The sequence below is a fragment of the Nesterenkonia sp. DZ6 genome (assembly GCF_022565835.1).
Taxonomy (GTDB): domain Bacteria; phylum Actinomycetota; class Actinomycetes; order Actinomycetales; family Micrococcaceae; genus Nesterenkonia.
On the sequence record NZ_JAJOYW010000001.1, the window covers coordinates 1,141,769 to 1,167,146 of the forward strand.

Sequence of the window (25,378 nt, forward strand, 5' to 3'; positions counted from 1 at the left end):
ACGCTAGAACGGCCGCGTCATGTGGTCCGCCTCGGTCCAGCGGATCGACTCCACCGTGATGCCCTCGGCATTGAGATGATCCAGCAGCGCCGAAGCCGCGGAGTTCAACCGGTCGAAGGCGTCGTTCCCGGTGCCGGTCGCCGCCCCTGCGGCGTAGAAGCTCAGCTTCAGCCCGCGGCGGCCCCGCTGGTCGTGGAACTCTCTCTTGGCGACAGAGAGCTGGCCGTCGGTGACTCCCACCAGGGGGCCCTCCTCGACGTCGGCACGGAAGGGGTCCATGAACCCGGTGAGCTCCTCCACCGCGTCGTCCACAGCTATCAGGTCCTCGGCAATGACCTCGGCATGGAGCACCGCCCACTCTTCGACCGCCAAGGGACGCCGACCCCATGCGGCCCGTTTCTTCCAGCGCAATGATCCTCCTGTTGTGTTCCTGCGGAGGCCAGACGGAGCACGCCGCGTGCAATGCTGACCGCTCCGCACATCTCTGCACTCTAGGATAGCGAGCATGAGCAACCATACGGCCGTCATCACCGGTTCCACCGCCGGCCTCGGCGCAGCGTTCGCGCGCCAGCTGGCTGCACAGGGCTACAACCTCGTCCTGGTCGCCCGCGACGGGAAGCGCCTGCGGATGCAGGCCGAGTCCATGTCCTCCCAATACGGGGTGAGGACCTCGGTCATCGTCGCGGACCTGGTGACCGACGACGGCGTGGCGGCGGTCCAGGAGCGGCTCGCCGACCGAACGAATCCGGTGCACCTGCTGGTGAACAACGCCGGGCACGGGCTGGCCACAGACTTCATCGACTCGGACCTCGACGACGAGCGCAAGCTGCTGCGCCTGCATGTGCAGACCACCATGGAGCTCTCCCACACTGCGGCCAACGCGATGGTGCGTCGCCGCGGCGGGCGGATCATCAATGTGGCCTCGACGGCCGGATACATCTCCACCGGGACCTACTCCGCGGCGAAGTCCTGGGTGATCAACTTCTCCAAGGGGCTGCATTCGCAGCTGCGCTCGCGCGGGGTGACCGTGACCGCGCTCGTGCCCGGCCTGGTGCGCACCGAGTTCCACCAGCGTTCTGGGATCAAGATCAAGTCCGTCAAGCGCTGGATGTGGCTGGACGCCGACGACGTCGTCCGCCAGGCGCTGACTGCCAATGCCCAGGGCGCCTCGACCTGCGTGCCGGCGCGCAGCTACCAGATGCTCACCGCCGGACTGCGCTTCATGCCCGACTCAGTGGTGCAGTGGGCCGTGGACAAGCGCACCGGGTCTCCAGAAAACGGTGAGGACTCAGAGGGCGAGACCGCAGGGGCGAGCGACTCCCGCGCTGCGAATCGCGGCTCCTCGGTGAGTGCGGAGTACGGGACCGGTGACGGCACCGCGGAGCCGACCACCGACGCGATCAAGACCGTCAACGCCTATAAGTCGGCGAAGGCCAAGAGCTCCGCCAAGGGCAGCGCCAACCGAGAGTCCCAGCCGCCGAAGGAGTGAGCAGGACCGACCTGCGGTCGGAGCCTCAACCCAGCGGCGTCCTCAGCGCTGACGGGAGCTCAGCGCGATCGGGAGCTCAGCGCGATGAACCAGGCCGAGGCGGCGCCTCGCCCGGACGCCGTGTCGCCGCAGCACCGAAGGCCTCCTCCTCCGCATCCTCGCCCTCCTCGTTCGCCGACACCTTCCGCGTCGCCGAAACGTCCCGTTCCTGCGGCGCATCAGTCTTCAGCGGGTTGACCGCCGGCGTGGGCGCGGCATCCTCGGGATAGGCGGTGCCGTCGGCGTCGAGCTCATGGCCGTCCTGACGCTCCTCCTGCCGTTCAAGCCGCTCGCGGTAGGCCTCGGCTCCGGGGCCGGAGAACTCTCGGTTACGCTGCACGGCGGCGATCGAGCCGGTGAAGACCGAGGCCCCCTCCCCCGCCTGGGTCACCGGCTGAGAATCTGCGCCGGGATCGACGACGCCGACCTGTCCGGTGCGCACCGGCGCGGGAGCCTTCGCCAGCGCCTCCTCATTGGTCAGCAGCATCCGCTGGGTGAACACCGCATAGGGGTGCTCGGCGCGCAGGTAGTTCACCAGATCCTCACGGATCAGGCAGCGCAGGTCCCAGAGCTCCCCGGAGTTCCGGGCGGAGACCACGACCCGTGCCTTGATCATGCCGCCCACGGCGTCGGTGACCTGCAGCGAGTAGTCCCTGCCGTCCCAGAGGTCGGCAGAATCGAGCAGCCGCTTCAGCCGGGCCCGCAGCGGATCCATCGGGACGCGCCAGTCGACGTCGAGCTCCACGGTGCCCAGGATGTCGGTGCCCACCCGGGTCCAGTTCTCGAAGGGGGTGGCCACGAAGTAGCTGGAGGGATAGATGAACCTGCGCTCGTCCCAGGACTTGATGACCACGGCGGTGAGCGTGATGTCCTCCACTGTGCCGAAGTTGCCCTCGACCACGACGACGTCTCCTGCGCGGATCGAATCGGTGAAGGCCAGCTGGATGCCGGCGAAGACGTTGGTGAGCACCGACTGCATCGCCAGGCCGACCACCACCGAGGCCACGCCGGCGGAGGCGAGCAGGCCGGCGCCGAGTGCGCGCACCTGCGGGATCATCAACAGGATCGCCGCCACCGCCACGGTGATGATGACCGCGGTGAGGATCCGCCGGATCAGGGAGACCTGGGTGGCCAGACGGCGGCCGCGCCGGTCCTCCACATCCAGCTCACCCTCGGAGTGACCGATGTACTTCGAATAGATCATCGCCTCGGCGATCCGTACGATCCGCAGCGCCCACCAGGCGATCCCGATCACCACGGCGACCAGCAGCACGAAGGAGACCGGCAGGAACCACTCGGCGGCGCGCAGCGTGATGTTCAGCGTGAACCAGGTTCCGATCAGCACCAGGGTGACGAACAGCGGGGTCCGGGTCCGGTTCACCGCATGCTTGACCCCATCGTTGTGCCGGAAGATCTGCTTCAGCAGCATCGAGGACATCACGGTGACCACCAGGGCGATCACCACCGCGATGATCAGGCCGGTGATGATGCCGAAGAACGGGCCCTGTTCGGCGATCAGGGTTTCGAGCCCCTCAGGGACGCTCTCCTCGACGATGTCACCGACCCCTTCGGTGGGCGCCGTCTCCTCGGGAGCGAGATCGGCGGTCTGCGGCACAGCGGGCGCCAGGAAGCTCGACGAGAAATCCATCCGGGAAAAGACCATGGCCAGCATCATGCCACGCCGTTCTGGACGGGCACTGAAACACCGCGGGGCGTCCGGTGTGTGGGCTCTCACGTCACGAAGTGGGCGCAAGGCTGCCGCAATGGAGACAATAGAGGGGTGTTCACCCTCGATCCAGCGGGCAAGCACCCGATCGCCTCACCCCTAGGAGACCCATGCTGACCCTCAAGGATCTGCGCGGCAGCGCGATCGACGCCGCCTCCGTGCTTCCGCGCGCCTCCCAGGACATCTCGACCACCATCGAGGCCGTGGCCCCGATCCTGGAGAATGTGCGGCTGAAAGGTGTCTCCGCACTGCTGGACTACTCAGAGAAGTTCGACGGCGTCCGGCCGCCCTCGCTGCGGGTTCCTGCGGAGAAGCTCCGCGAAGCCGCCGAGGAGCTTCAGCCTGAGGTTCGTGCGGCGCTCGAGGAGCTGATCCTCCGAGCCAGGCAGGTGCACGAGGCCCAGCTGCCGGAGGCCTCGGAGGTCTCACCCGGCCCCGGCGCCCGGGTGATCAACCGCTGGGCCCCGATCCGACGGGTGGGCCTGTATGTGCCCGGCGGTCAGGCGGTCTACCCCTCCTCAGTGGTGATGAACGTCGTTCCGGCGCAGGTGGCCGGGGTGCGATCGCTGGCGATCGCGTCACCCCCGCAGGCGGACTTCGGGGGCCTTCCCCACCCGACTGTCCTCGGTGCGGCGCACCTGCTCGGGATCGAAGAGGTCTACGCGGTCGGCGGCGCCCAGGCCGTGGCGATGTTCGCCTATGGGGCCCGGGACGAGCAGGGCGAGCAGGCCTGCCCTCCGGTCTCGCTGATCACCGGACCCGGGAACATCTTCGTGGCCACGGCCAAGCGCGCGGTCCAGGGGGTGGTGGGCATCGATTCAGAGGCCGGCCCCACCGAGATCATGGTGCTCGCCGATGAGACCGCGCCGGCGGATCTGATCGCGGCGGATCTGATCTCCCAGGCGGAGCATGATGCGCTGGCCGCCGCGGTGCTGGTGACGCCCTCGATGTCCCTCGCCGAGGCTGTGGGAGCCCAGGTCGAGCTGCAGGCGCGCAGCACCCGGCACGCGGATCGGGTCAAGCAGGCGCTCAGCGGCACCCAGTCTGCGGTGCTCGTGGTCGACACGATGGAGCAGGGCGTGGAGATCGCCAACGCATACGGCGCGGAGCACCTCGAGGTGATGACCAGCGATGATGCCGGAATCGTGGAGCAGATCCACAACGCCGGCGCGGTGTTCGTCGGCGCCCACACCCCGGTGTCACTGGGTGACTACTGCGCCGGATCGAACCATGTGCTTCCCACCGGAGGCGCCTCCGCGTACTCCTCCGGGTTGAACGTCTCCAGCTTCCTGCGCTCCCAGCAGGTCATCCAGTACGACCGGGAGGGGCTGCGCGCGGTGGCGGGTCACGTCTCGGCATTGGCCCAGGCCGAAGGGCTGCCGGCCCACGGCGCCGCCGTCCAGGCCCGGTTTCGCTGACCCGCTGACCCGCCGCCGGCAGCCTTACCGACGACGACGGCGGACGCGACTCTCCCGCGAATGAGGGAGTCGAGCCCGCCGTCGTCCTACTGATGCGTCTTGGTCCTCAACACGGCAGCTCGGGGAGGCGGCACCACTGGTGGCGCCGCTCCCCGAGCTGCCGTGTTGAGTTCTCTACCAGCTCTGAGCGGAACGCTCAGGCCTGGGAGATGTAGCTGGTGTTGACCCAGCCGGTGTAGCTGTCCCCGCCGACCTTGTGCTGGACCTTGAGCCAGGACCCCTCGCGCTGAAGCTGCTTGAGCTCCGTGCCGCGCGGGACCTGCACGAGCTTGTCGCTGGATGTGGAGGCCTCTTCGCGCAGCGGCACGCTGTAGCTCGCAGTCCAGGTCCCTGCGGCCGAGACCGAGGAGACGGTCTTCGCGCTGGGGTGGACCTTGTAGTAGTCGTCCCCGTAGCCGCCCGGGTCACCCTTGAGGCCCAGCTGGGAGGTGCAGTGCGGCCAGGCGTTCCAGCCCTGCTTCTTCCAGAGCATGTGACCCCGCTTGATCTGTTCCGCTCTGGTGGCCTGGTGCGGGAAGCCGGAGCCGCCCACTTCCTTCCAGGATTCAGGGCTGAACTGGATGCCGCCGTAGAAGCCGTTGCCGGTGTTGATCTTCCAGTTTCCACCGGATTCACACTGTGCCAGCTTGTCCCAGGCCGAGCTGTACGGGCCGTTAGAGCTCTTGTTGTGCATGTTCGAGGTCGACGGTGCGGTGGAGGTGCCGCTGCCGGAGGACCCGGTGGTGGAGCCGCCGGTGGTCGAGCCGGAGGTTGCCGGAGCTGAGGTGCTCAGGAACTGCGCCGACATCCAGCCGGTGGCACCGTTGACCTTGACCTCCTGCCAGCCGGTCGTCTTCTTCTCGAGCAGCTCGACCTTCGTCCCGGTGCGCACGGAGAACATCGTGCTGTTCTCGGTGCTCGGGCCCATCCGGACGTTCACCTGGGCCGTGGTGAAGGCGGTCCCGACGACCTTGCTCGTGCTGTTCGTCGAGTTCGCCAGGGTGGGGGTCGAGCTGCTGGAGCCCGTGCTGCTGGACCCGGAGCTGCCGGCGGCACCGGCGTTGATGTAGGTGGAGTCGACCCAGACGGTCTGCCCGCTGAAGACGAAGCTCACCCAGCCGCCGCTGCGCCCGGTGATCTCGAACTGGCGCAGCGGGTTCAGGTTCAGGACCACCTGATGTGAGGTGCCTGGGCCGCTGCGAGCATTCAGGTAGACGTTGGGCTTGACGTGGTAGGTGCCGCTCGCGGAAGTGCTCGAACCCGAAGTGTTCGAAGACGACTCGGTGTTCGTCGGTGCGCTGGTGTCCGCAGAGGCGGTGACCCGATCCAGGAAGCTCTCCTGCAGCCACAGCGTCTGTGACCCGTCCCGGTAGCTCACCCAGATCCCGTCGCGCCCGGTGATGGACACCTGAGTGCCCGGGTTCAAGACCTTCACGATCGAGCTCGAGGTGCTCGCCCCGCTGCGCGCCCGCAGACTCACACCACTCTTCACCCGATAGGTGCCACTTGCCGAAACCGTGGTCCCGGTGTTCGCGCTGGTGCTCCCGGTGGGCGCGGATGCGGCGACCTGGGTCAGGTAGGCGGAATGGACCCAGAGTGTGCGGGAACCGTCCTGGAAGCTGACCCACTCACCGTTCTTGCCGGTGATGGTGATCTTCGTGCCCGGCGCGAGGACCTTCGCGCTGGAGCTGGTGGCACTCGCTCCGGTCCGGGCGTTCAGGTTCACGCCGCTCTTGACCTCGAAGGTGCCGCTTGCCGCCGTGGTCGCTGTGGACCCGGTGGTGGAACCGCTTGAAGCGGATGCTGTGACCCGGTCCAGGAAGCTCTCCTGCAGCCACAGGGTCTGTGACCCGTCGCGGTAGCTCACCCAGATCCCGTCGCGCCCGGTGATGTTCACCTGGGTGCCCGGGTTCAGGACCTTCACGATCGAGCTCGAGGTGCTGGCCCCGCTGCGCGCCCGCAGGCTCACACCGCTCTTCACCTGATAGGTGCCGCTGGCAGCGGTGGTGGAAGAAGTGTCCGCACTCGCAGTGACCTGGGTCAGATAGTCCGAGTGCACCCACAGTGTGCGTGAGCCGTCCTGGTAGCTGACCCACTCACCGTTCTTGCCTGTGATGGAGATCGTAGTTCCCGGTGCGAGCACCTGCGCGCTGGAGCTGGTGGCGCTGGGGCCGGTCCGGGCGTTGAGATTGATCCCGCTCTTGACCGCATAGCTGCCGGAGGCTGCCGTGGTGGAAGAAGTGTCCGCACTGCTGGAGCCGGTGCCCGAGCTCGCCGTGGCCTGGGTCAGGAAGCTCTCCATCAGCCACAGGGTCTGTGACCCGTCGCGGTAGCTCACCCAGATCCCGTCGCGCCCGGTGATGGACACCTGGGTGCCCGGGTTCAGGACCTTCACGATCGAGCTCGAGGTGCTGGCCCCGCTGCGCGCCCGCAGGCTCACACCGCTCTGCACCTGATAGGTGCCGCTGGCAGCGGTGGTGGAAGAAGTGTCCGCACTGCTGGAGCCGGCGCCCGAGCTCGCCGCGGCCTGGGTCAGGAAGCTCTCCATCAGCCACAGGGTCTGTGACCCGTCGCGGTAGCTCACCCAGATCCCGTCGCGCCCGGTGATGGACACCTGGGTGCCCGGGTTCAGGACCTTCACGATCGAGCTCGAGGTGCTGGCCCCGCTGCGAGCCCGCAGGCTCACACCGCTCTGCACCTGATAGGTGCCGCTGGCAGCGGTGGTGGAAGAAGTGTCCGCACTCGCAGTGACCTGGGTCAGATAGTCCGAGTGCACCCACAGTGTGCGTGAGCCGTCCCGGAAGCTGACCCACTCGTTCTGCTCCCCGGTGACGGTGATCCTCGTGCCCGGTGCGAGCACCTTCACACTGGAGCTGGTGGTGCTGGCACCCGTGCGAGCATTGAGGTTCACCCCGCTGTTGACCGTGTAGATCCCGGACGAGGTGACAGGTGTCGAGCTTGAGGACTCGGGGCCTGAGCCGGTCCCGTTGTGGGCCTGGGCGAGGAAGCTCTCCATCAGCCACAGCGTCTGTGACCCGTCCCGGTAGCTCACCCAGATCCCGTTGCGCCCGGTGATGTTCACCTGGGTGCCCGGGTTCAGGACCTTCACGATCGAGCTCGAGGTGCTGGCCCCGCTGCGCGCCCGCAGGCTCACACCGCTCTTCACCTGGTAGGTGCCACTGGCCGAAACCGTGTTCGACGCGCTGGCAGAGCTGACCTGATCCAGGAAGCTCTCCTGCAGCCACAGCGTCTGTGACCCGTCCCGGTAGCTCACCCAGATCCCGTTGCGCCCGGTGATGGACACCTGGGTGCCCGGGTTCAGGACCTTCACGATCGAGCTCGAGGTGCTGGCCCCGCTGCGCGCCCGCAGACTCACACCGCTCTTCACCCGATAGGTGCCACTGGCCGAAACCGTGTTCGACGCGCTGGCAGAGCTGACCTGATCCAGGAAGCTCTCCTGCAGCCACAGCGTCTGTGACCCGTCCCGGTAGCTCACCCAGATCCCGTTGCGCCCGGTGATGGACACCTGGGTGCCCGGGTTCAGGACCTTCACGATCGAGCTCGAGGTGCTGGCCCCGCTGCGCGCCCGCAGACTCACACCGCTCTTCACCCGATAGGTGCCACTGGCCGAAACCGTGTTCGACGCGCTGGCAGAGCTGACCTGATCCAGGAAGCTCTCCTGCAGCCACAGCGTCTGTGACCCGTCCCGGTAGCTCACCCAGATCCCGTTGCGCCCGGTGATGGACACCTGGGTGCCCGGGTTCAGGACCTTCACGATCGAGCTCGAGGTGCTGGCCCCGCTGCGCGCCCGCAGACTGACACCGCTCTTCACCCGATAGGTGCCACTGGCCGAAACCGTGTTCGACGCGCTGGCAGAGCTGACCTGATCCAGGAAGCTCCCCTGCAGCCACAGCGTCTGCGACCCGTCCCGGTAGCTGAACCAGTCACCGCTCCTGCCCGTCACGCTCACCGTGGTCCCCGGATCGAGCACCTTCACGATCGAGCTCGAGGTGCTCGCCCCGCTGCGCGCCCGAAGACTCACACCGCTCTTCACCTTGTAGGTCCCGCTGGCAGCAACGGTCGGAGCGACGACCTCGTCCAGGAAGTCGCTGTGGGACCAGACCGACTGGCCGTTGCGGGTGAACTTCATCCAGCCGCCGTGGGTTGCGGTGACGGTCACCGTGGTGCCCGAGGTGAGCCCCTGGAGAACCGCGTAGTTGGTACCGGGTCCGCTGCGGCCATTCAGCGCCGCGGTGGTCCGGTACTGGGTGGGCGTGATGGAGGTGCCCTGGGGGACGTTGGCCGCAGGCACAGTGCCGCCTCCGGCCGGGCGGGAGGGCGTCAGTGAAGAGTGCGCCACCCAGCCGATACGACCGTTTGCGTTCACCCGCACCATGCCGTTGCTGGTGTCACCCGGGGCTGCGGTCAGCGTGGCGCCCGCTCCGAGCTGCATGATGACGGAACCGGTGCTGCTCGCGGTGGCGCGCAGCGGAGTTGAGTTCACGGTCCAGTAGTTGCAGGCAGACGGGTTGGTGATGTTCATCACGAATGAGGCGGAGGCGCGCAGGTCGACACCACGCTGTGCGAGCCAGGTCGTCGGATTGTGCGAGGTGCCGTGCATCCAGGCACCCTCCCAGATCTCCAGGTGCAGGTGAGGCCCGGTGGATGCACCCGAGCTTCCCACCCGTGAGATGGTCTGACCCGCCTGCACCGCCTGCCCGACGCGGACATGGGTGTGTGCATCCCACATGTGGAGGTAGGCGCTGTGGAAGGTCCTGCCGTTGATCTGGTGCTGCACGACGACGAAGCCGGTGTTGTACCGGTTGCCGCTGAAGGCGCGCACCACGGTGCCTGCGGCCACAGAGTAGATCGGGCTGCCGTCGGCGGCACCGAGGTCCTGTCCCAAGTGGGCGGTGGAGGCGCCCTGGGTCGGCATGCAGCGCGAGCCGTACGGGGAGGTGTAGGTATAGGAGCGCTGGGCCAGCGGGTACCGGAACTGGGTGGCGTTCTGCGTGGCGGAGATGTCCACCGTGCTCAGTCCGGAGAGATTCGTCGCTGGGGCTTCCACCCCCGCGGTGGGCAGCGCGGCCACATTCATAGGCGCGGTGTCCGCGGCGGCGGCATTCGCGGTCAGTGGCATGGTCAGGCCTACGGCCAGGGTGCCGACAACGGCAGACGAGAGTTTCTTCGGCACAGGTGCTTCCTCACTAGTCGTTCAGAACAGAACGGCTCCATGAACGCCCCGCCAGGCACGAAGGTCGACGACTGGGACCCTCGCGCTCATCGGCTGGGAGACCGTCGAGCCCCCTTGCGGGGTGAGTGAGGACCAGCACGCGAAACACGTGCATGCGGAGTATTCATAAGCAGATATGGCGACTGGGGAAGCAGCGAACCGTACTAAGAGATGGGAAACCTACGCGTACAGCAAGCCGAGTCGGGACAACTGTAACCCATGATTAGTTGTCCGCGACAAGAGTTTTTAAAAAAGCTTCAAGTTGAACTTTAACCACGCTGTGATCATGGAAACGAACAGAACACGACACGTTGATGAACACGGTGGAGGACGCAAGAGCAGCGTTCGAGTCGACGTCCAGGCGTCCGCGAGCGCCTGGGAATGATTGGAGGGCAGCGCAGCTGGCGAACATCACTACCGCAGGATGCTCGCGTGGCGCTGCACTGCCCTCGCTGGAAAAGTATCCCATTCCAGGAGAGCAGGAACGAGCCGACGCCCGGCGCGGCACGCCATTGTGATGCGTTCGTGACTCACGCCGCGCAGCGCGTGCCACACTGGACCCATGACGCCGCCTCCAGCTTCGAAATTCGCCCCCGTGCAGGGCACCCAGATGGCCCGCACCAGAGTGCGAGGGATGCTGATACTCGCTTCCATGACGCCGTTCGCACTGTTGGGATGCGCAGCCGAGGAGGAGCCGAGCTCTCCGACGCAGCCGAGCTCGGAGTCGGCGCCCCCCGTGGAGGAGTCCGAGGAGCCACAGCAGACGTCGACCCCGGAACCGGAGGAGCAGCCCGACACCTCACCGGACGACGGCGATTCTGGCGAGATTCCCCAGGGAGAAGGACCGGGAGGCGACCTTCCCGATCCCGATGAGATCGACATCGAAAGAACTGAGGAACTAGGTGCTTATTTCTCTGAAGAAGAGGCTTGCATGTTCATCGGTTCAATGATGGAAGGCCTGCAAACTGACATGAATGAAGGGGTTGAAGATCAAGAGGTTCTTGATGAGATCTATTCTGCGGTCGAGCAGAACTATATTCTCGTCCCAGTAGAACTGCGCGAGCCGCTTGAAAACATTCTTGCTCTGGTCGACACCGATGTTGAATCACTCGACGAGGAAGCAGTCCTGGTCGCGGCGGAACCGGTGGACGGATGGTTCACGGTTGAATTCTGTGAAGGCGAATATCACAACCAGACTTCAGGCGGCGACGCCTGAGCCCCAAGAGTTTCAGGCAGCTCACAGGTCACGACCATCGACTGCCCAAGAAGCCTCTCTAATGTAGGAACTGCCTCTTGAAGGTGCGAGTGATTCAGCAGACCCCGCGTATCGGAACAGTGTTCCCTCACACTCCGGACGCGGGGTCTGCGCATTCGCTGGGACATCTCCGCCGCAGGCGAGACAGCGGTTCTCTAGACTGATTCCATGACAGAGACCGCCCCCACCGGCCCCACCGGCCCGGTCCGCATCGACGCATGGCTCTGGTCGGTCCGACTCTTCAAGACCCGGTCCGCGGCCACGACCGCCTGCCGCGCCGGGCACGTCACGATCGATGGCAACCCGGCGAAGGCCTCGCTGCGCGTCACTCCCGGCACCCGGATCCACATCCGCCGTCCAGGGCACGAGCTCATCCTCGACGTCGTCCACACCCTGTCGAAGCGAGTCGGCCCCCCGGTGGCCCAGAAGGCCTACCGCGACCACTCGCCTGAGCGGATCAGGCCCCGCGACGTGGGCCTGCCGGTGCGCGAGCGCGGCTCGGGGCGCCCGACGAAACGGGAACGTCGGAAGCTCGAGGAGCTCCGCGGCCAGCTCCCGGGCTGATCGGCTTCTGAAAGAATGCAGGCTGCACATACTCACCGCTAGAGAGGCACTACAGATGTCCGCCACCGACGCACTCCCCCCGATCGACCTCGGCCCCGCAAGCCAATACCCAGAAGGTGAGGTCTTCCGAGTCTCAGCAGAGGACTCAGGGTGGAACGACGACATCGCGGTGGTCCACGCCGAGGATGGCGGCTTCTACGCCCTGGACGACACCTGCTCCCACGAGGCAGTGTCTCTCTCCGATGGCTATGTCGAGGAAGACACTCTGGAGTGCCCCATGCACGCCTCAGCCTTCTGCCTGCGCACCGGCGTCCCGGAGACGCTGCCAGCGCTGCGCCCGGTGAAGACGCATCAGGTCACGATCGACGGAGATCGACTGGTGCTGCATCCCGGCACACCGCGCCCGAGCGAGGACTCAGCCGCCTGACCGGAGCAGCTGTGAGGCGTCGCAGACTAAGACTCAGGAAGCTCCCAGGAACTGCACGGGGAAACGCCAAGAATGTCGCCTAGAGTCATTATTACCTCATCAAGGTGCGAGTGATTCAGAGCCCCGAGTCAGCCATTTAAAGCGTCCCCTCACGCTGGCCGACTCGGGGCTCTTCTCATGGCCAGGACTGGGGCCACGATTTCCAGTGACTTACCAGCAAACCGCAAGTGCCCGCCCAAGGAGACGTCCTAAGGTAGGACTACCTCATCAAGGTGCGAGTGATTCGGGAGCCCCGGATCGGCCGATACAGCGTCCCCCTCACGCTGGCCGATCTGGGGCTCCCTTCTTTCTGCCTTGGAGAGGTCCGCCGCTCATGCAGTGGGTACGGCCCGGCGGATCACCAGATAGTTCACCGCAGTCAGGACCAGCGTGAGCAGCAGCACCCATCCGGCGAAGGAGTACGAGCTCTGCACGGCCAGCCAGTCCCCGACATGGGGCCACCACTGGTTCTGCGCGACGACCATGATGGTGACGGCCAGCAGGGCCACGAGACCCAGCGCGATGATCCAGAGCATCGCCAGGCTGACCCGGCGGTAGAGGATCGACCAGAAGAACCCGAACATCATCGCCCACAGGCACACCGCTCCCGCCAGGATCCCGGCCCCCAGGACCCCTGCGTTCTGCGTGACCGCTGGGATGTCGAAGGTGTAGCTCTCGGCCCAGAATCCACCGGTGGCCCGCTCGAGCAGGATGGCGATCGAGAAGAGTGCACCGAAGCCGGCCGAGACTGTCGCGAAGGCCAAGAAGGCCCCCAGCACGAAGACCCGCCTGCTGTAGCTCAGCGCCATGGAGAAGGGGAACGTGTGAGATGCCGAATAGGCCGCGATGAACGCCAGGCACCAGATGGTGGCCTGCGAGGCGCCGGTGTTGATCGTCGGCCCATCGCCGGAGACATGACGCAGCCAGAGACCGATGCCGATCGCCACGGCCCATGACAGTAGGAACACGCTCAGCGGCACCCAGATCATCTGCGATGGCACGGTGAACTGCAGCTTGAAGGCGGACGGGACGCGGGCGAAGCTCGAACGTGGGGCTTCCTGTTCCCGTGCCGCCGGAGCCGCCATTGAGTGAACTGCGACGTTGCTCATCGGGCCACCTCCTGGGATGGATCCATCGTGGTCTGTTTCAACGTGTCTTCGCGTGCGGTGAGCCGCACGATGAGCTGCTGGAGCGAGACTGGGACGACCTCCACGTCGCGCTCCTGAAGCGCCCTGCGTTCAGCCTCATCGAGCGCCCCGAGCACCGTGGTCCGCACGATCCGGCCCATGGCCTCGTGCTGCAGGACCTCGCGGGTGCCGGCGATCTCGGCCACGGCATCTGCACGTCCCACCAGGGTGACGGCACGATCACACAGCTGTTCCACCGGCTCCTGCAGCAGGATGCTTCCCTGGTCGATGACCACCACATTCTCGATCAGGTGTGCGATCTCATCGATCAGGTGCGAAGAGATCACGATGGTTCGCGGGTGCGCAGCGTAGTCCTCGAGCAGCCGGTCGTAGAACAGCTGCCGGGCCACCGCGTCGAGTCCCATGTACGGCTCGTCGAAGAAGGTCACCTCGGCGCGCGAGGCGATCCCGATGATCACGCCCACGGCGGAGCGCTGGCCGCGGGACATCTTCTTGATCCGGGTCTTCTCCGGGACGCGGAACTCGCGGGCAAGCTGGGCCGCCAGTTCCTCGTCCCAGCGAGGGAACGCCTGGGCCGCGGCGTTGAAGGCGTGCTTGGCGAGCGCGTCGTCGACGTAGCGCTGCTCTTCACGGACGAAGCAGATCTTCGGGAGCACCTGCTCGTTCTCATGGGGGCGCATGCCTAGGATCTTCACCTCGCCCGCGGTGGGCCAGTCCTGGGCTGTCGCGATGGACATCAGCGTGGTCTTGCCGGCACCGTTGCGGCCCAGAAGCCCGTGGATGGCGTCCTTTTCAAGTCTCAGCGAAATGTCCTGCAGCGCCGTGGCGCTGCGGTATCGACGCGAGACCCGGATCAGTTCTATGGCGGCGTCCATGACCGCCTCCTTCCTTCAGCGCCCGGGGCGCTGTTCACGCTCTGGAGCGGAGCATCTCGATGATGGTGTCCACCGAGAGCCCGACGGTACGGGCCTCGGTGATGATCGGATCGAGGTAGTGGGTCGCGAACTGCTGCCGGCGCTGCGCGATGAGGATCTCCCGGGCGCCCGGGGCCACGAACATGCCGAGGCCGCGACGCTTGAGCAGGATCCCGCGATCCACCAGCAGGTTCAGACCCTTGGCTGCGGTGGCGGGATTGATCCGATGGAAGGACGCGAGCTCGTTGGTCGAGGGGGCGCGCTCACCTTCTGCCAGGGATCCGTCCAGGACGGAGGCCTCCAGCTGCTCAGCGATCTGCACGAACAGTGCGCGACCCTCTTCCACGGACCCATCCACCCTTCATCGAGGAACAGCTCCAGCATACCGAGTCCACTACCTCTATGGTTAATTACTCTACTAATTAACCATAGAGGTAGTGCTGGGTCAAGGTTCGACGCCTCACCGCGTGTGGGAGGCCCCAGGGTCACCTCTGGCAGGGCACCAGCTTCAGGACATAGGATCAGCACATGAACGGTGAGAACATCGAATGTTGGCTGACCGATATGGACGGGGTGCTCGTCCGCGAGCAGGAGGCGCTGCCCGGCGCCGCAGAGCTGCTGGAACAGTGGCGGCGCCAGGACCTCCCCTATCTTGTGCTGACGAACAACTCGATCTTCACCGCCCGCGATCTCAGCGCTCGGCTGCGCAACTCCGGACTGGTGGTGCCCGAGGAGCGGATCTGGACCTCCGCCCTGGCCACCGCGACCTTCCTGGCGAACCAGATCGACCCGGAGTCCAACGCGCAGGGCAGCTGCTACGTCATAGGCGAAGCCGGGCTCACCACCGCGATCCACGCCGCAGGGTTCATCATGACCGAGACCAATCCGGACTATGTGGTCGTCGGTGAAACGCGGAACTATAGCTTCGAGGCCATCACGAAGGCCCTCCGGCTGATCAACAACGGTGCCCGGTTCATCCTCACCAACCCCGACGCCACCGGCCCGAGCCCCGAGGGCGTGCTGCCCGCCACGGGCGCCATCGCCTCACTGATCACCAAGGCCACCGGTCGCAAGCCCTATGTGGTCGGCAAGCCGAATCCGATGATGTTCCGGTCGGCGCTGAACCACCTCGGGGCGCACTCCATGGAGACCGCCATGATCGGGGACCGGATGGACACCGACATCGTGGCCGGCATGGAGGCCGGAATGCACACGATCCTGGTGATGACCGGACTCTCCAGCCGCGCCAGCATCGCCGACTTCCCGTTCCGCCCGAATCGGATCATCGACGGCGTCTATGAGCTGCTCGACGATCCGGTAGATCGGGACGACGACACCCAGTAGGACCCAGACGCAGAGACGCCCGGCACCTTCGCAGAGGTGCCGGGCGTTCTTGCGTGTGCAGAGCGGTCAGCGCGGGTGCGCCGGCTCCTGCTCGCGAGCCAGCGGTTCGATCCCGTCCGAGGGGTCGGACGCATCGGGCAGGACCTCGCGCTCCAGCTGAGCGCCCTCGACGTCGACGTCAGGGATGAGGCGATCCATCCACTTCGGCAGCCACCAGGCGGCGGGACCTGCCAGGTGCAGCAGGGCGGGCACCAGCAGCAGTCGCACCACGAAGGCGTCCAGCAGCACGCCCACGGAGAGCCCCAGGCCCATGGAGGCCACCATCGGATCGTCGGTGAAGATAAATCCGGCGAAGACCGAGGACATGATCAGCGCCGCGGCGGTGACCACGGAGCGCCCGGCATGCAGTCCCTGGCGCACGGCGAGCCGCGGCGCAGAGCCGTGGGCGTAGGCCTCGCGCATGCCCGAGGCGGTGAAGAGCTGATAGTCCATGGCCAGTCCGAAGAGGATGCCGACCATCAGCACCGGCAGGAAGGTCACGATCGGCCCGGGTTCGGTGACTCCGACGATGTCGGCGAACCAGCCCCACTGGAACACTGCCACGACGATGCCCACGGCGGCGGCGAAGGACCCGACGAACCCGAGGGTGGCGATCACCGGGAGCAGGATCGAGCGGAACACCATGATCATCAGCAGCAGCGAGAGCCCGATGACCAGCGCCAGGTAGAGCGGCAGCGCATCGGCGATCACATCTGACATGTCGATCTGGGCGGCCGTCATGCCCGCCACGGAGAGCTCGACATCGGCGGCGTCCGTGCCGGCCAGCGGAGCGCCGTCGCGGAACTCATGCACCAGAGCCTCGGTCGACTCGGCAGCCGGCCCCTCCTCGGGGATGATCTGGAAGACCCCGAGCGTGTTGTCCTCGCTGAGTGCGGCGGGGACCGCTGCCGCGATGTTCTCGTTCTCCAGCAGCGAGGTGCCGATCTCGATCTGGTAGTCCTGCGCCTGGGTGTCATCCAGCCCGGAGGGCAGGTCGGCGAGGACCAGGAGCGGCCCGTTGACACCCTGGCCGAAGGCCTCCTCGGTCGCGGAGTACGCCTGGTAGGAGGCCGAGTCCTCGGCATTGGAGCTGGCATCGGGAAGGCCGAGGCGCAGGTCGAAGGTCGGGATGGAGAGCACGCCGAGGCCGATCAGCGCAGCGGCGGCGATGCCGATCGCCTTGCCGTGGCCCATCTGGGTGGTGATCTCCTTGGTGCGCCGCTCGCCGATGTGGCGTCGTTCCCGGCGGGCAAGGATCCTGCGGTCCACCAGGGAGAGCATGGCCGGGGTCATGGTGACCGCCATGAGCACCGCGATGGCCACACAGGCGGCTGCGACGCTGCCCATCAGGGCCAGGAACGGCAGGCCGGTGACGTTGAGCGCCAGCAGCGCGATCACCACGGTGGCACCCGCGAAGACCACGGCGTTGCCAGCGGTCCCGGTGGCCAGGGCGATCGACTTATGGACGGCCATGCCGTCCTTCAGCTGCCGGCGGTGCCGGTGGATGATGAACAACGAGTAGTCGATGCCCACGGCCAGGCCCAGCATGAGTCCCAGGATCGGGGTCATCGACATCATCTCGACGACGCCGGAGAGCGCCATCGCGCCGGCGACGCCGACTCCGACGCCGATCAGGGCGTTGAGCAGCGGCAACCCTGCGCCGATGAGCGTGCCGAGCATGATCAGCAGCACGGCGGCGGCGATCATCAGGCCGATCAGCTCGGCAACCGAGAAGAGGTGGGGAAGCTCGAAGTCGAGGTCTCCGCCGGGCAGTGCTTCGACTCCGTCGATCTCCGCGTCGGTGATGGCCGCCGAGACGGTGGCCAGGTCTTCGGTGCCGATGCTCTCCATCGGCTCGGTGAAGTTGAGCATCAGCACGGCGACGTCGCCGTCGTCGGAGACGACCTGGGCGCCGGAGGAGAGCTCCAGAAGCGCCTCGCCGCGCTCCAGCTCGGCGGCCGCCTCGGTGAGCTCATCTTCGCCGGCGTTGAGCTCCTCCTCCCCGGCGTTGAGCTTCTCTTCCCCGGCGTTGAGCTCCTCTTCCCCGGCCTCGAGCTCCTGCTCTGCGGCTTCCAGCTCGGCCCGGTTGGCATCGATCTCGGCCTGCTGAGCCTCGAACTGAGGCCGCGCGGCCTCATAGATGCCCTGCTCCTGGGCGCCGGCGATGGCCTCGTCGAGCTGCTCCTGACCTTCGTCGAGCTGGGCGAATCCGGACTCGATCTCCCCACGGCCCGCTTCGATCTCCTCACGACCGGCTTCGATCTCCTCACGACCGGTCTCGATGTCTTCGCGATTCGTCTCGATCTCCTCGCGGCCGGACTCCAGCTCAGCTTCACCGGCGGAGATCTCGCTGCGCGCGTCGGCGATCTGATCCTCGGTGGCGAAGGGGTCGGTGACGCTGCTGACGATGTCGTCAGCCTCGAGCTCCTCGATGAACTCGGCGACCTGCTGCTCCTGCTCGCCGGTGAACGGCTCGCCGTCGTCGGTGCGGATGATCGCCGAGGCGTTGCCGCCGCCGGAGTCTGGCATCTCCTCGGCCAGGCGATCGGCGACCGCGGTGGTCTCCAGGTCAGGAAGGGTGATCTGATCCGTCAGCTGTCCGCCGAAGGCGAGGAAGGAGCTGACGGCGAGGGCGAGCACGGCGAACCAGGCTGCGACGACGGTCTTGGCTCGGCGCGCAGAGAACAGGCCGAGGCGGTAAAGGAGCTTTGCCATGACACGATCATAAACGGAACGCCGCGTCTCGAAATTCACCGAGAGGATTGTGAAGGACGACTGTGGTGAAACTCACCGCGGCGGGTTGTGGGTCTGGTTCGTCTCGGGTCGCAGGAGCCCGGTCACCACGACGTCGACGAGGCTCTCCGCCCAGGTCAGGCTCGGTGCGGAGCCGATGAGCATCCGGAAGATCAGCGGGTCGCCGATCGCCGAGGCGGCCGCTGAGATGTCGACTCCGGCGCGAAGCTCACCCGCCCGCTCGGCTTCACGCAGTCGTTCCGCCAGCTGTCCGTGATCCCACATGCTCGCCTGCTGGAGCAGCCGCTCGGTCCCGGGATCACACTGGAGTCCTGCCACCACGAGACTGCGCGCCATCCCGACGTGGGTGTCGCGGAAGGCCTCTACGATCATGCCGCGGATCCAGGTCAGGCAGTCCGCACGCAGATCACCGGTGGACGGCATGGGCACCAGCTCGATCTCGGCGTCTCCGGTGAGCATCACCTCCAGCACCACTGCAGCCTTGGACTTCCACCATCGATAGATGGTCTGCTTGCTCACCCCGGCCTCGGAGGCGATGGCCTCCACCGTCAGCTCCTCATATGAGCTCACGCGGAGCAGCCGGATCGTGGCGTCGAGCACCGCCTGGTGGGAGGCTTCGCTGCGCGGACGTCCCCGTCGCGGTTCTGCGGTCTCGGCCCGCTGCGCCTCAGATGCCATGGGCGACATCGTAGCGCGCCGAGACGATTCCCGGCCTGTGCCATCCTTGACCCATGACCATTGCACCCGGGACTCCCCGAGGGCTGCGTTGACCAGCCGCCCCATGGACCTGCCGGGTCTCTCCGCGGGCCACCTGCCAGGTCTCGACGAGGTGGCGGGCGACGCGCTCGAGGACCTCGCACCGCAGCTGTTCGCCGCTCTGTGTGAGCAGCTGCCCGGGGTTCCCGCTGCGCTGCTGGACAGCAGCGATCACGCCAGGACCGATCAGCCCGCGCGCAGCGCCCACAGCATCCTGGCCTTCTCCTTCGGTGACCATGCGGTGCTGGTCAGCCACCATCAGGGCCAGACCAGCGTCACCACGCCCAAGGGGACCATCGAGCGCCGCCAGCCGTTCTTCAGCTGGTTGGCGGAGAACTGGACCGGGTCCGCAGAGCAGCCGGACGAGGGTCGCGAGCCTGCCGAGTCTGACCGACCTGGACAGCCTGACGGACCGGACGCGACCCGCCATGATCTCCCGCGGTTCGCGCTCGGCTGGGTGGGATGGCTGGGCTATGAGCTCAAGCGGGAGGTCGGCGCTGAAGACCCGGCGGAGAAGGTCCTGGAGCCGGCAGACCGTCCGGCCCAGGAGGCCAGCCTGTTCCGCGCCACCCATGCCGTGGTCATCCACCATGCCCAGGGGCAGCTGGAGCTTCAGTGCTGGGACGCAGCGGCGGAGTCTGCTTGGAAGGAGCAGGTGTTCGAGACGTTGCAGGGCCTGGCGCTGAGGGACGGCTCTGACGAAGGAGGCTGCGACGAAGGAGGCTCCGACGCCGCACTGCTCCGCGAGATCGCGGTCCGTGACTCTCGCCGGGACTATCTCGCCGCGATCGCGCGGGCGAAGCGGGAGATCACCGAGGGCAACAGCTATGAGATCTGCCTGACCACGGCGGTCACCGGGACGCTGGCACCGGGACGCGCACGCGGCATCGAGCTCTTCGCGGCCCTGCGCACCCGCAACCGAGCCCCCTTCACCCAGTTCCTGAGCATCGGTGAGACCGAGATCCTCTCCACCTCGCCCGAACGCTTTCTCAGCATCAGCGCGAGCGGCACGGCGCGCTCGGAGCCCATCAAGGGCACCAGACCCCGCGGGGTGACCGCCGCGCAGGACCGCGCCATGATCGAGGATCTGCGCACCCACCCCAAGGATCGGGCGGAGAACGTGATGATCGCGGACCTGGTCCGCAATGACCTCTCCATCCACGCGATCCCGGGAAGCCTGCGCACCGAGCGGCTCTGCGCGGTGGAGACCTATCCCAGCGTGCACCAGCTGGTCTCCACGATCAGCGCCCGCATCCCGGATGCGGTGCCGCGGGCCCGGGTCGTCGCTGACGCATTCCCCCCGGGGTCGATGACCGGGGCGCCGAAGATCTCCACCATGGAGATCCTGCAGCGGCTGGAGACGGGTCCGCGCGGGCCCTATTCCGGGGTGGCGGGGTATTTCAGCACGAACGGCGCTGCGGACCTGGCAGTGCTCATCCGCACCGCGGTGCTCAGCGGCGAGGGTGAGTCACGCCGCTTCCACCTGGGGCTGGGCGGAGCGATCACCGCTGATTCCGACCCTGCCGAGGAATGGGAGGAGATCCGCACCAAGTCGCGCGGGGTGCTGGAGGCCCTGGGCGCCCGGTTCCCGGAATCTGAGACCGCGACCTCGGACTAGACGATATATAGCAGCTCCTTGGTCGGCGAGGGGTTGCGGGCCGGGCCCCCACTCACAGAGATTCATGGGGCACCGGACGAAGTCCTCGCGGCCGGAATCCGGTGCGAGGTTCCTGCCCCGTCGAAGCTCCAGCGACCAGCCGCAGACCGGGTCAAGACCGACACCAAAGCCGCGGCGCACCTGCCCCGACTGCTCCCCGTCTCCGGCGGGATCTCGCTGCACCCGGCGGTCTCGAAGATGCCGCGCCCATGCTGCCCGCAGTGAGGCCCTCGTCCGGCACAGTGGCTGCACCAGCCGAAGAGTTCGCCTGCGACCGGGGAATCCTCGAAGTTCAGGGTGGTCAGTCCGCTCGGGGGCGGCGGGCATCCACGAGAGTGGATCGCGGGTGAGCGGTCCCTCCTACCGGCGTGTCACCAGGACGTCGAAGAAGACCGTCCCATCAGAGCCCTTCCTGAAGGACCCGGAGCAGGAGACCGGCTCGCCGTGACCGGTCCGCTTGCCGTAGGCCTTGTTGTACTCCCAGAGGAGCTGGCCAGCGTCGGAGAAGAGGGCGGCGTCGATCGAGCGAATGAACAGCTTCTCACCCGTGGCCACTCCCGCCTCGTCGAAGACGAAGGCGACAGCTCCGCGGGGCTTCACCTGTAGCATGTCGTAGCCGCCCTCGCCGTCGGGGCACCCGACGGTGATGAGGGGGAAGTCCGGTTTCACGGGCGCGGCCTGTGCGGCCGTGACGCTTCCTGCGAAGATCCCCGCTGCTAAGAATGTGGCTAGAACGCCTCGACGCACCATCGCCCATCACTCCTTCGTAAGCCACGGACGTGCCACCCGTGCGATGGGCAACGTCCTTTCATGACGCCGGATCCACCGGTGATAACGCTTCAATGCTGGCACCCCGGGGTGGCCACGTCTAGGGCGACCGTCCAGATCCGACCGCGGATCGAGCACAGATCAAAGTGCGGGTCGGGATCGCGCCAGCGGCGCGGGCAACGGCGCATCAGTTTGAACACTGGACCCGGGCCCTGCGCACGATGCGTGCCGTCTTGTGGCGGGCGGCCGGGGCTGAGTAGAACTAGTCGGTGCGCTGGTGGTCGAAGGTCGCGAGCTTCCCTGCCTGGCGCTCCACAATTGCATCGAAGGTCTCGGCGTCCATGTTCGCGGCGCTGACCATCAGCAGGTGCCTGCCGTAGTCGACGCTTGCCGAGAAGCCGAGGACCTCCACCATGGATTCCCCGTCGTGGACCTTCATGTTCAGCTCCAGGCCGCGGAAGTCGTGGGCCTCAAAGGCCTCGACGTCCACCGAATCGGTCTCACCGCGCAGCGGTTCGGCGGTGCAGGCTTCGATGACCCGGTCCCAGATGACAGCCGATTCCGGCGGGTCCTCGAGACCGAGCATCCAGACGTAGAGGCTCTCGGTGCGGTCGGCGAGCTCATGCTTGTATTCCTGGACCACGCCGAGCTCCGGGCGCTCCCCGATGAGATCCGCATTGATCCGGTCCATCGCCGAGGCGCACTCGCCCTCGCCGAAGCTCTCGGTATAGACCTCTGCGGCCGCTCCGAGCTGGTCCTTGAAGAAGTTCAGTCCGGTCAGCGTGGAGTGGCTGTCTGGGGCGAAGGGCAGCTCGGACTCGGTGACCAGCACCTGGGAGATCTCTCGCTGGGTGAGCAGCTCGTCTGCGTCAGACGCAGCTGACTCTTCGGTCCCGGTCTCATCCTCAGCGGGATCCTCGTCGGCGCTGCCATCAGGCTCGCCAGCCTCCGACGGGAGGGAGCTCATGGATGCGACATCCTGCGCCGAGCTCGCATCCTCGGCGTCTGGGGAGCAGCCGGTGGCAGTCACGGCGAGCGCTCCAGCCGCAGACAGCGCAAGGAGACCCCTGGCCCGAGTCGCGCAGGGCACGGCTCGGTGAGCCGTCGAACGCAATCCGATCATGGTTCCTCAGGTCTCGTCGGCGCAGGGTGAGAGGGGCCGAAATGTGCGCTCCGGCGCCCTGGGCAGTGAGTATATCCGCTCATCGGAAAGGGCTCTACTGCAGAGCCGAGGTCAGTCGGAACGTGTTGTCCAGGTATCGGACGTGCCACGGCCGGCGGGCCCACTCCTGAAGATCGAGCTCGGTGGAGAGCAGCAGGTACCGGGTGAAGACCTCTTCGATCTCGGCCACCTTGCCCGCGTCGACGATCATCAGCGTGACCTCCAGGTTCAGCGAGAAGGAGCGCATGTCCATGTTCGAGGAGCCGAGCACCGCGACGTGGTCATCGATGATCATGAACTTGGCGTGCAGCACATCGGGGTCCGGGTAGCGGAAGATCCGCACCCCGGCCTCGAGCAGGATCTGATAGTAGGACTGCTGGGCGTGCTGGATGGTGAACTGATCGGCCTTCTTGGAGACCAGGACCAGGACCTCGACATCGCGGTGCGCGGCATTGGTCAGCGCGTAGAGCAGCGAATCGTCGGGGACCAGATACGGCGTGGAGATGATGATCCGATGGGTGGCCTGGTAGATCAGGTCGTTGAAGAGTCGGAGGTTGTTCTCGTCCGGGAATCCCGGGCCGGAGGGGACGACCTGGACCAGCGAACCGCCCGAGGCGGCCTCATCGGCCTCGAGGTCCACCAGCAGCTTCTCGCCGAGGTTCTCGTTGGTCTCGGCATACCAGTCCGAGGCGAAGACGATGTCGAGCCCGGTCACGGCCGGACCGGTGAGCACGACGTTGAGCTCGACCCAGCGCCGACCCATCCGCACCGCCGCGGGGCGCTGGTAGTGCGGCTCGATCAGGTTCGTGGAGCCGGTCAGTGCGGTGATGCCGTCGATCACGACGATCTTGCGGTGGTTGCGCAGGTCGAAGCGGGAGAAGCGACGGCGCAGCGGGCGGATCGGCAGCACCCGGTACCATTCGATCTTCGAGCTGCGCAGCCTGCGCTTGAGCCGTCGGTAGCCGCTGACCCGGGCGGTGCCGAGGTGGTCGTAGAGGAAACGCACCTTGACCCCGCGCTCGGCCGCGCGCTCCATGGCGTCGAGGACCGGGCCGGTGTACTCGGGGTCATCGCCGACGATGTAGAAGAGCACGTGGACGTACTCCCGCGCCTCATCGATCTGATCGACCAGCCAGGTGAAGGACGCCTTATAGTCCGTGATCAGGGTGAGCTGGTTCCCCTCCTGGATGGGGAACGCGCCGAGGTTGCGGTTGAGCACCACGGTGGCGCTGAGCTGCTCGTGCTCGCGCAGCTGGTCGGAGAGCTGCATCTGGCTGGTGGCCTCCAGCAGCGCCGCGTTCATCCGCTGCTGACGCTCCTGCCGCCGAGCCGAGAGCTTGCTGCGACCCAGGAGCAGGAAGAGCGGAAGCCCGATAGCGGGGATGAAGAAGATCGCGAGCAGCCAGGCCATCGCAGTGTTGGGACGGCGGTTCGACGGGATGATGCCGATCACAGCCACCCGTACGCCGATCTCGAACACGAGGATGCTCAGGAAGATCCCCTGCGGCAGGGAGTCAAGTCCCAGCCCGCTAAATGGCCACAGCAACGCATCCCTCCCAATCCTTCCAAGACAGCCTACTGGGTCCGCTCACGTCAATCGCCCCGGGCAGGTCGCGCAGGAGCTAGGCTGTAGCCATGGCTGAGCACTTTCGTGATGACTCTGTGGCCGCCGTCGCCGTACGCATCGACGCCGAACACCCCACCGGTGCGGTCTTTGACCCGCACCAGCCCCAGCTGCGAATCACCGATCTCGGTGCCATTCGCGGGGACGGGATATTCGAGACGATGCACGCCATCAACGGGACGCCGCGGAAGCTCGACGCGCACCTCGCCCGGCTGCGACGCTCCGCCGGCATCCTCGACATCGGCATCCCTCCGAGAGACTCCTGGGAGGCCGCCGTCGGGCTGGGCCTCGAGGAGTACCGCGCGCGGGGCGGAGTGCCTGAGGAGCTCGCGATCAAGCTCGTGGCCACCCGCGGGGTGGAGAACGAGCCCGCCTCCGAGGATCCGGCCTTCGCCGGCACCTACTGGCTCATGCTGACCCCGGTGGCGGAGAGCATGCGGACCAACCGCGGAAAGCCGCTCGGCGTGACGCTGCTCGACCGCGGCTATGACTCCACCGCCGCCGAGCGGGCGCCCTGGCTGCTGCTCGGGGCGAAGACGCTGAGCTACGCGGTGAACATGGCGGCGCTGCGCCACGCCGACGCCGGCGGCTTCGACGACGTCATCTTCATCACCTCCGACGGCCAGGTCCTCGAGGGGCCCACCTCCACGGTACTGATCGCCGAGGCGGGCGCCGCAGGCGAGCCCCCGACGCTGATCACCCCGGTGCTGGAGACCGGCATCCTGCCCGGCACCACGCAGGGCGCGATCTTCACCGCTGCAGAGCGGGCGGGATGGAAGCTCGGCTATGGGCCGCTCACCCCGGAGGATCTCTACGCGGCAGACCACGTGTGGCTGCTGTCCTCGGTGCGGCTCGCCGCTCCGGTGAACCGGATCGATGAGCACGAGCTCGCCGTGGACCCCGAACTCACCGCGCAGCTGAACAGCTTCCTGGACCAGGACCTCCCGGTCAATCACCCGGTGGACTGAGCGCGTCCACAGCCC

Annotated in this window: 19 protein-coding genes and 1 pseudogene; 9 read left to right on the forward strand and 11 right to left on the reverse strand. The window is 66.7% G+C overall.

The window, feature by feature from the left end:
- Positions 1–3 precede the first annotated feature (3 nt).
- Positions 4–411 (reverse strand): hypothetical protein, encoded by a 408-nt coding sequence (locus LTH93_RS05125; protein ID WP_241463662.1) that lies wholly within the window; start codon positions 409–411, stop codon positions 4–6.
- Positions 412–505: 94 nt separating this feature from the next.
- Between LTH93_RS05125 and LTH93_RS05130 the strand changes: the two genes are divergently transcribed.
- Positions 506–1,489, forward strand: a complete 984-nt coding sequence (locus LTH93_RS05130; RefSeq protein ID WP_241470277.1) for an SDR family NAD(P)-dependent oxidoreductase — start codon at positions 506–508, stop codon at positions 1,487–1,489.
- Positions 1,490–1,565: 76 nt separating this feature from the next.
- On the opposite strand, the gene LTH93_RS05135 is transcribed toward LTH93_RS05130, so the two are convergent.
- Complete coding sequence (locus LTH93_RS05135; protein ID WP_241470278.1) at positions 1,566–3,176, reverse strand: mechanosensitive ion channel domain-containing protein; 1,611 nt, start codon at positions 3,174–3,176, stop codon at positions 1,566–1,568.
- Between the two features lie 188 nt (positions 3,177–3,364).
- On the opposite strand from LTH93_RS05135, the gene hisD reads away from it, so the two are divergent.
- Positions 3,365–4,672 (forward strand): histidinol dehydrogenase, encoded by a 1,308-nt coding sequence (hisD, locus tag LTH93_RS05140; RefSeq protein WP_241470279.1) that lies wholly within the window; start codon positions 3,365–3,367, stop codon positions 4,670–4,672.
- A 196-nt stretch (positions 4,673–4,868) separates the two neighbouring features.
- On the opposite strand, the gene LTH93_RS05155 is transcribed toward hisD, so the two are convergent.
- On the reverse strand, positions 4,869–9,905 hold the full coding sequence (locus tag LTH93_RS05155) for an SH3 domain-containing protein (RefSeq protein WP_370642681.1): 5,037 nt from the start codon (positions 9,903–9,905) through the stop codon (positions 4,869–4,871).
- Positions 9,906–10,680: 775 nt separating this feature from the next.
- Here LTH93_RS05155 and LTH93_RS05160 point away from each other — a divergent pair.
- From LTH93_RS05160 to LTH93_RS05170, 3 genes are all read left to right on the forward strand, one after another.
- Positions 10,681–11,160, forward strand: coding sequence for a hypothetical protein (locus LTH93_RS05160; RefSeq protein ID WP_133725593.1), 480 nt, complete (start codon positions 10,681–10,683; stop codon positions 11,158–11,160).
- A gap of 207 nt (positions 11,161–11,367) precedes the next feature.
- On the forward strand, positions 11,368–11,763 hold the full coding sequence (locus LTH93_RS05165; protein WP_241463655.1) for an RNA-binding S4 domain-containing protein: 396 nt from the start codon (positions 11,368–11,370) through the stop codon (positions 11,761–11,763).
- Positions 11,764–11,818: 55 nt separating this feature from the next.
- Positions 11,819–12,190 carry a non-heme iron oxygenase ferredoxin subunit gene (locus LTH93_RS05170; protein WP_241470280.1) on the forward strand — a complete coding sequence of 124 codons (372 nt, stop codon included), beginning with the start codon at positions 11,819–11,821 and terminating at the stop codon, positions 12,188–12,190.
- A 371-nt stretch (positions 12,191–12,561) separates the two neighbouring features.
- On the opposite strand, the gene LTH93_RS05175 is transcribed toward LTH93_RS05170, so the two are convergent.
- The 3 genes from LTH93_RS05175 to LTH93_RS05185 are packed head-to-tail and all read right to left on the reverse strand — an operon-like array spanning position 12,562 to position 14,637.
- Positions 12,562–13,338, reverse strand: coding sequence for a hypothetical protein (locus tag LTH93_RS05175; protein WP_241470281.1), 777 nt, complete (start codon positions 13,336–13,338; stop codon positions 12,562–12,564).
- Positions 13,335–14,252: an ATP-binding cassette domain-containing protein gene (locus tag LTH93_RS05180; protein ID WP_241470282.1), complete on the reverse strand. Its 918-nt coding sequence runs from the start codon at positions 14,250–14,252 to the stop codon at positions 13,335–13,337. Before LTH93_RS05180 ends, LTH93_RS05175 begins: the two co-directional genes overlap by 4 nt.
- Before the next feature lie 34 nt (positions 14,253–14,286).
- Positions 14,287–14,637: a GntR family transcriptional regulator gene (locus LTH93_RS05185; RefSeq protein WP_241463651.1), complete on the reverse strand. Its 351-nt coding sequence runs from the start codon at positions 14,635–14,637 to the stop codon at positions 14,287–14,289.
- Between the two features lie 182 nt (positions 14,638–14,819).
- Between LTH93_RS05185 and LTH93_RS05190 the strand changes: the two genes are divergently transcribed.
- Positions 14,820–15,635 (forward strand): HAD-IIA family hydrolase, encoded by an 816-nt coding sequence (locus LTH93_RS05190; RefSeq protein ID WP_241463650.1) that lies wholly within the window; start codon positions 14,820–14,822, stop codon positions 15,633–15,635.
- A 66-nt stretch (positions 15,636–15,701) separates the two neighbouring features.
- On the opposite strand, the gene LTH93_RS05195 is transcribed toward LTH93_RS05190, so the two are convergent.
- Together LTH93_RS05195 and LTH93_RS05200 are read right to left on the reverse strand one after the other, a co-directional pair.
- Positions 15,702–18,389 carry an MMPL family transporter gene (locus tag LTH93_RS05195; RefSeq protein WP_241470283.1) on the reverse strand — a complete coding sequence of 896 codons (2,688 nt, stop codon included), beginning with the start codon at positions 18,387–18,389 and terminating at the stop codon, positions 15,702–15,704.
- Between the two features lie 72 nt (positions 18,390–18,461).
- Positions 18,462–19,106: a TetR/AcrR family transcriptional regulator gene (locus tag LTH93_RS05200; protein WP_241463648.1), complete on the reverse strand. Its 645-nt coding sequence runs from the start codon at positions 19,104–19,106 to the stop codon at positions 18,462–18,464.
- Between the two features lie 88 nt (positions 19,107–19,194).
- Here LTH93_RS05200 and LTH93_RS05205 point away from each other — a divergent pair, with 88 nt between their 5' ends.
- Both LTH93_RS05205 and LTH93_RS13545 read left to right on the forward strand, forming a co-directional pair.
- Positions 19,195–20,802 carry an anthranilate synthase component I family protein gene (locus tag LTH93_RS05205; protein WP_241470284.1) on the forward strand — a complete coding sequence of 536 codons (1,608 nt, stop codon included), beginning with the start codon at positions 19,195–19,197 and terminating at the stop codon, positions 20,800–20,802.
- 81 nt (positions 20,803–20,883) lie between these two features.
- Positions 20,884–20,997 (forward strand): annotated as a pseudogene (locus tag LTH93_RS13545) (IS110 family transposase); the annotation flags it as partial.
- Positions 20,998–21,201: 204 nt separating this feature from the next.
- On the opposite strand, the gene LTH93_RS05210 reads toward LTH93_RS13545, so the two are convergent.
- The 3 genes from LTH93_RS05210 to cls all read right to left on the reverse strand — a co-directional run bounded on the left by LTH93_RS05210 (position 21,202) and on the right by cls (position 24,317).
- Complete coding sequence (locus LTH93_RS05210) at positions 21,202–21,591, reverse strand: hypothetical protein (RefSeq protein WP_241470285.1); 390 nt, start codon at positions 21,589–21,591, stop codon at positions 21,202–21,204.
- 280 nt (positions 21,592–21,871) lie between these two features.
- Positions 21,872–22,576: a hypothetical protein gene (locus LTH93_RS05215; RefSeq protein ID WP_241470286.1), complete on the reverse strand. Its 705-nt coding sequence runs from the start codon at positions 22,574–22,576 to the stop codon at positions 21,872–21,874.
- Between the two features lie 250 nt (positions 22,577–22,826).
- Positions 22,827–24,317 carry a cardiolipin synthase gene (gene cls / locus LTH93_RS05220; protein ID WP_241463644.1) on the reverse strand — a complete coding sequence of 497 codons (1,491 nt, stop codon included), beginning with the start codon at positions 24,315–24,317 and terminating at the stop codon, positions 22,827–22,829.
- Positions 24,318–24,406: 89 nt separating this feature from the next.
- Between cls and LTH93_RS05225 the strand changes: the two genes are divergently transcribed.
- Positions 24,407–25,363: an aminodeoxychorismate lyase gene (locus LTH93_RS05225; RefSeq protein ID WP_241463643.1), complete on the forward strand. Its 957-nt coding sequence runs from the start codon at positions 24,407–24,409 to the stop codon at positions 25,361–25,363.
- The last annotated feature ends 15 nt before the right edge of the window (positions 25,364–25,378 follow it).

Excerpts from the sequence above, each read along its gene's own strand:
- LTH93_RS05195 (WP_241470283.1), bottom strand. The coding sequence starts at position 18,389 with ATGGCAAAGCTCCTTTACCGCCTCGGCCTGTTCTCTGCGCGCCGAGCC.
- LTH93_RS05175 (WP_241470281.1), bottom strand. The coding sequence starts at position 13,338 with ATGAGCAACGTCGCAGTTCACTCAATGGCGGCTCCGGCGGCACGGGAA.
- LTH93_RS05180 (WP_241470282.1), bottom strand. The coding sequence starts at position 14,252 with ATGGACGCCGCCATAGAACTGATCCGGGTCTCGCGTCGATACCGCAGC.
- LTH93_RS05190 (WP_241463650.1), top strand. The coding sequence starts at position 14,820 with ATGAACGGTGAGAACATCGAATGTTGGCTGACCGATATGGACGGGGTG.
- LTH93_RS05215 (WP_241470286.1), bottom strand. The coding sequence starts at position 22,576 with ATGAGCTCCCTCCCGTCGGAGGCTGGCGAGCCTGATGGCAGCGCCGAC.
- LTH93_RS05135 (WP_241470278.1), bottom strand. The coding sequence starts at position 3,176 with ATGGATTTCTCGTCGAGCTTCCTGGCGCCCGCTGTGCCGCAGACCGCC.
- LTH93_RS05225 (WP_241463643.1), top strand. The coding sequence starts at position 24,407 with ATGGCTGAGCACTTTCGTGATGACTCTGTGGCCGCCGTCGCCGTACGC.
- LTH93_RS05130 (WP_241470277.1), top strand. The coding sequence starts at position 506 with ATGAGCAACCATACGGCCGTCATCACCGGTTCCACCGCCGGCCTCGGC.
- LTH93_RS05165 (WP_241463655.1), top strand. The coding sequence starts at position 11,368 with ATGACAGAGACCGCCCCCACCGGCCCCACCGGCCCGGTCCGCATCGAC.
- LTH93_RS05200 (WP_241463648.1), bottom strand. The coding sequence starts at position 19,106 with ATGGCATCTGAGGCGCAGCGGGCCGAGACCGCAGAACCGCGACGGGGA.
- LTH93_RS05170 (WP_241470280.1), top strand. The coding sequence starts at position 11,819 with ATGTCCGCCACCGACGCACTCCCCCCGATCGACCTCGGCCCCGCAAGC.
- LTH93_RS05210 (WP_241470285.1), bottom strand. The coding sequence starts at position 21,591 with ATGGTGCGTCGAGGCGTTCTAGCCACATTCTTAGCAGCGGGGATCTTC.
- hisD (WP_241470279.1), top strand. The coding sequence starts at position 3,365 with ATGCTGACCCTCAAGGATCTGCGCGGCAGCGCGATCGACGCCGCCTCC.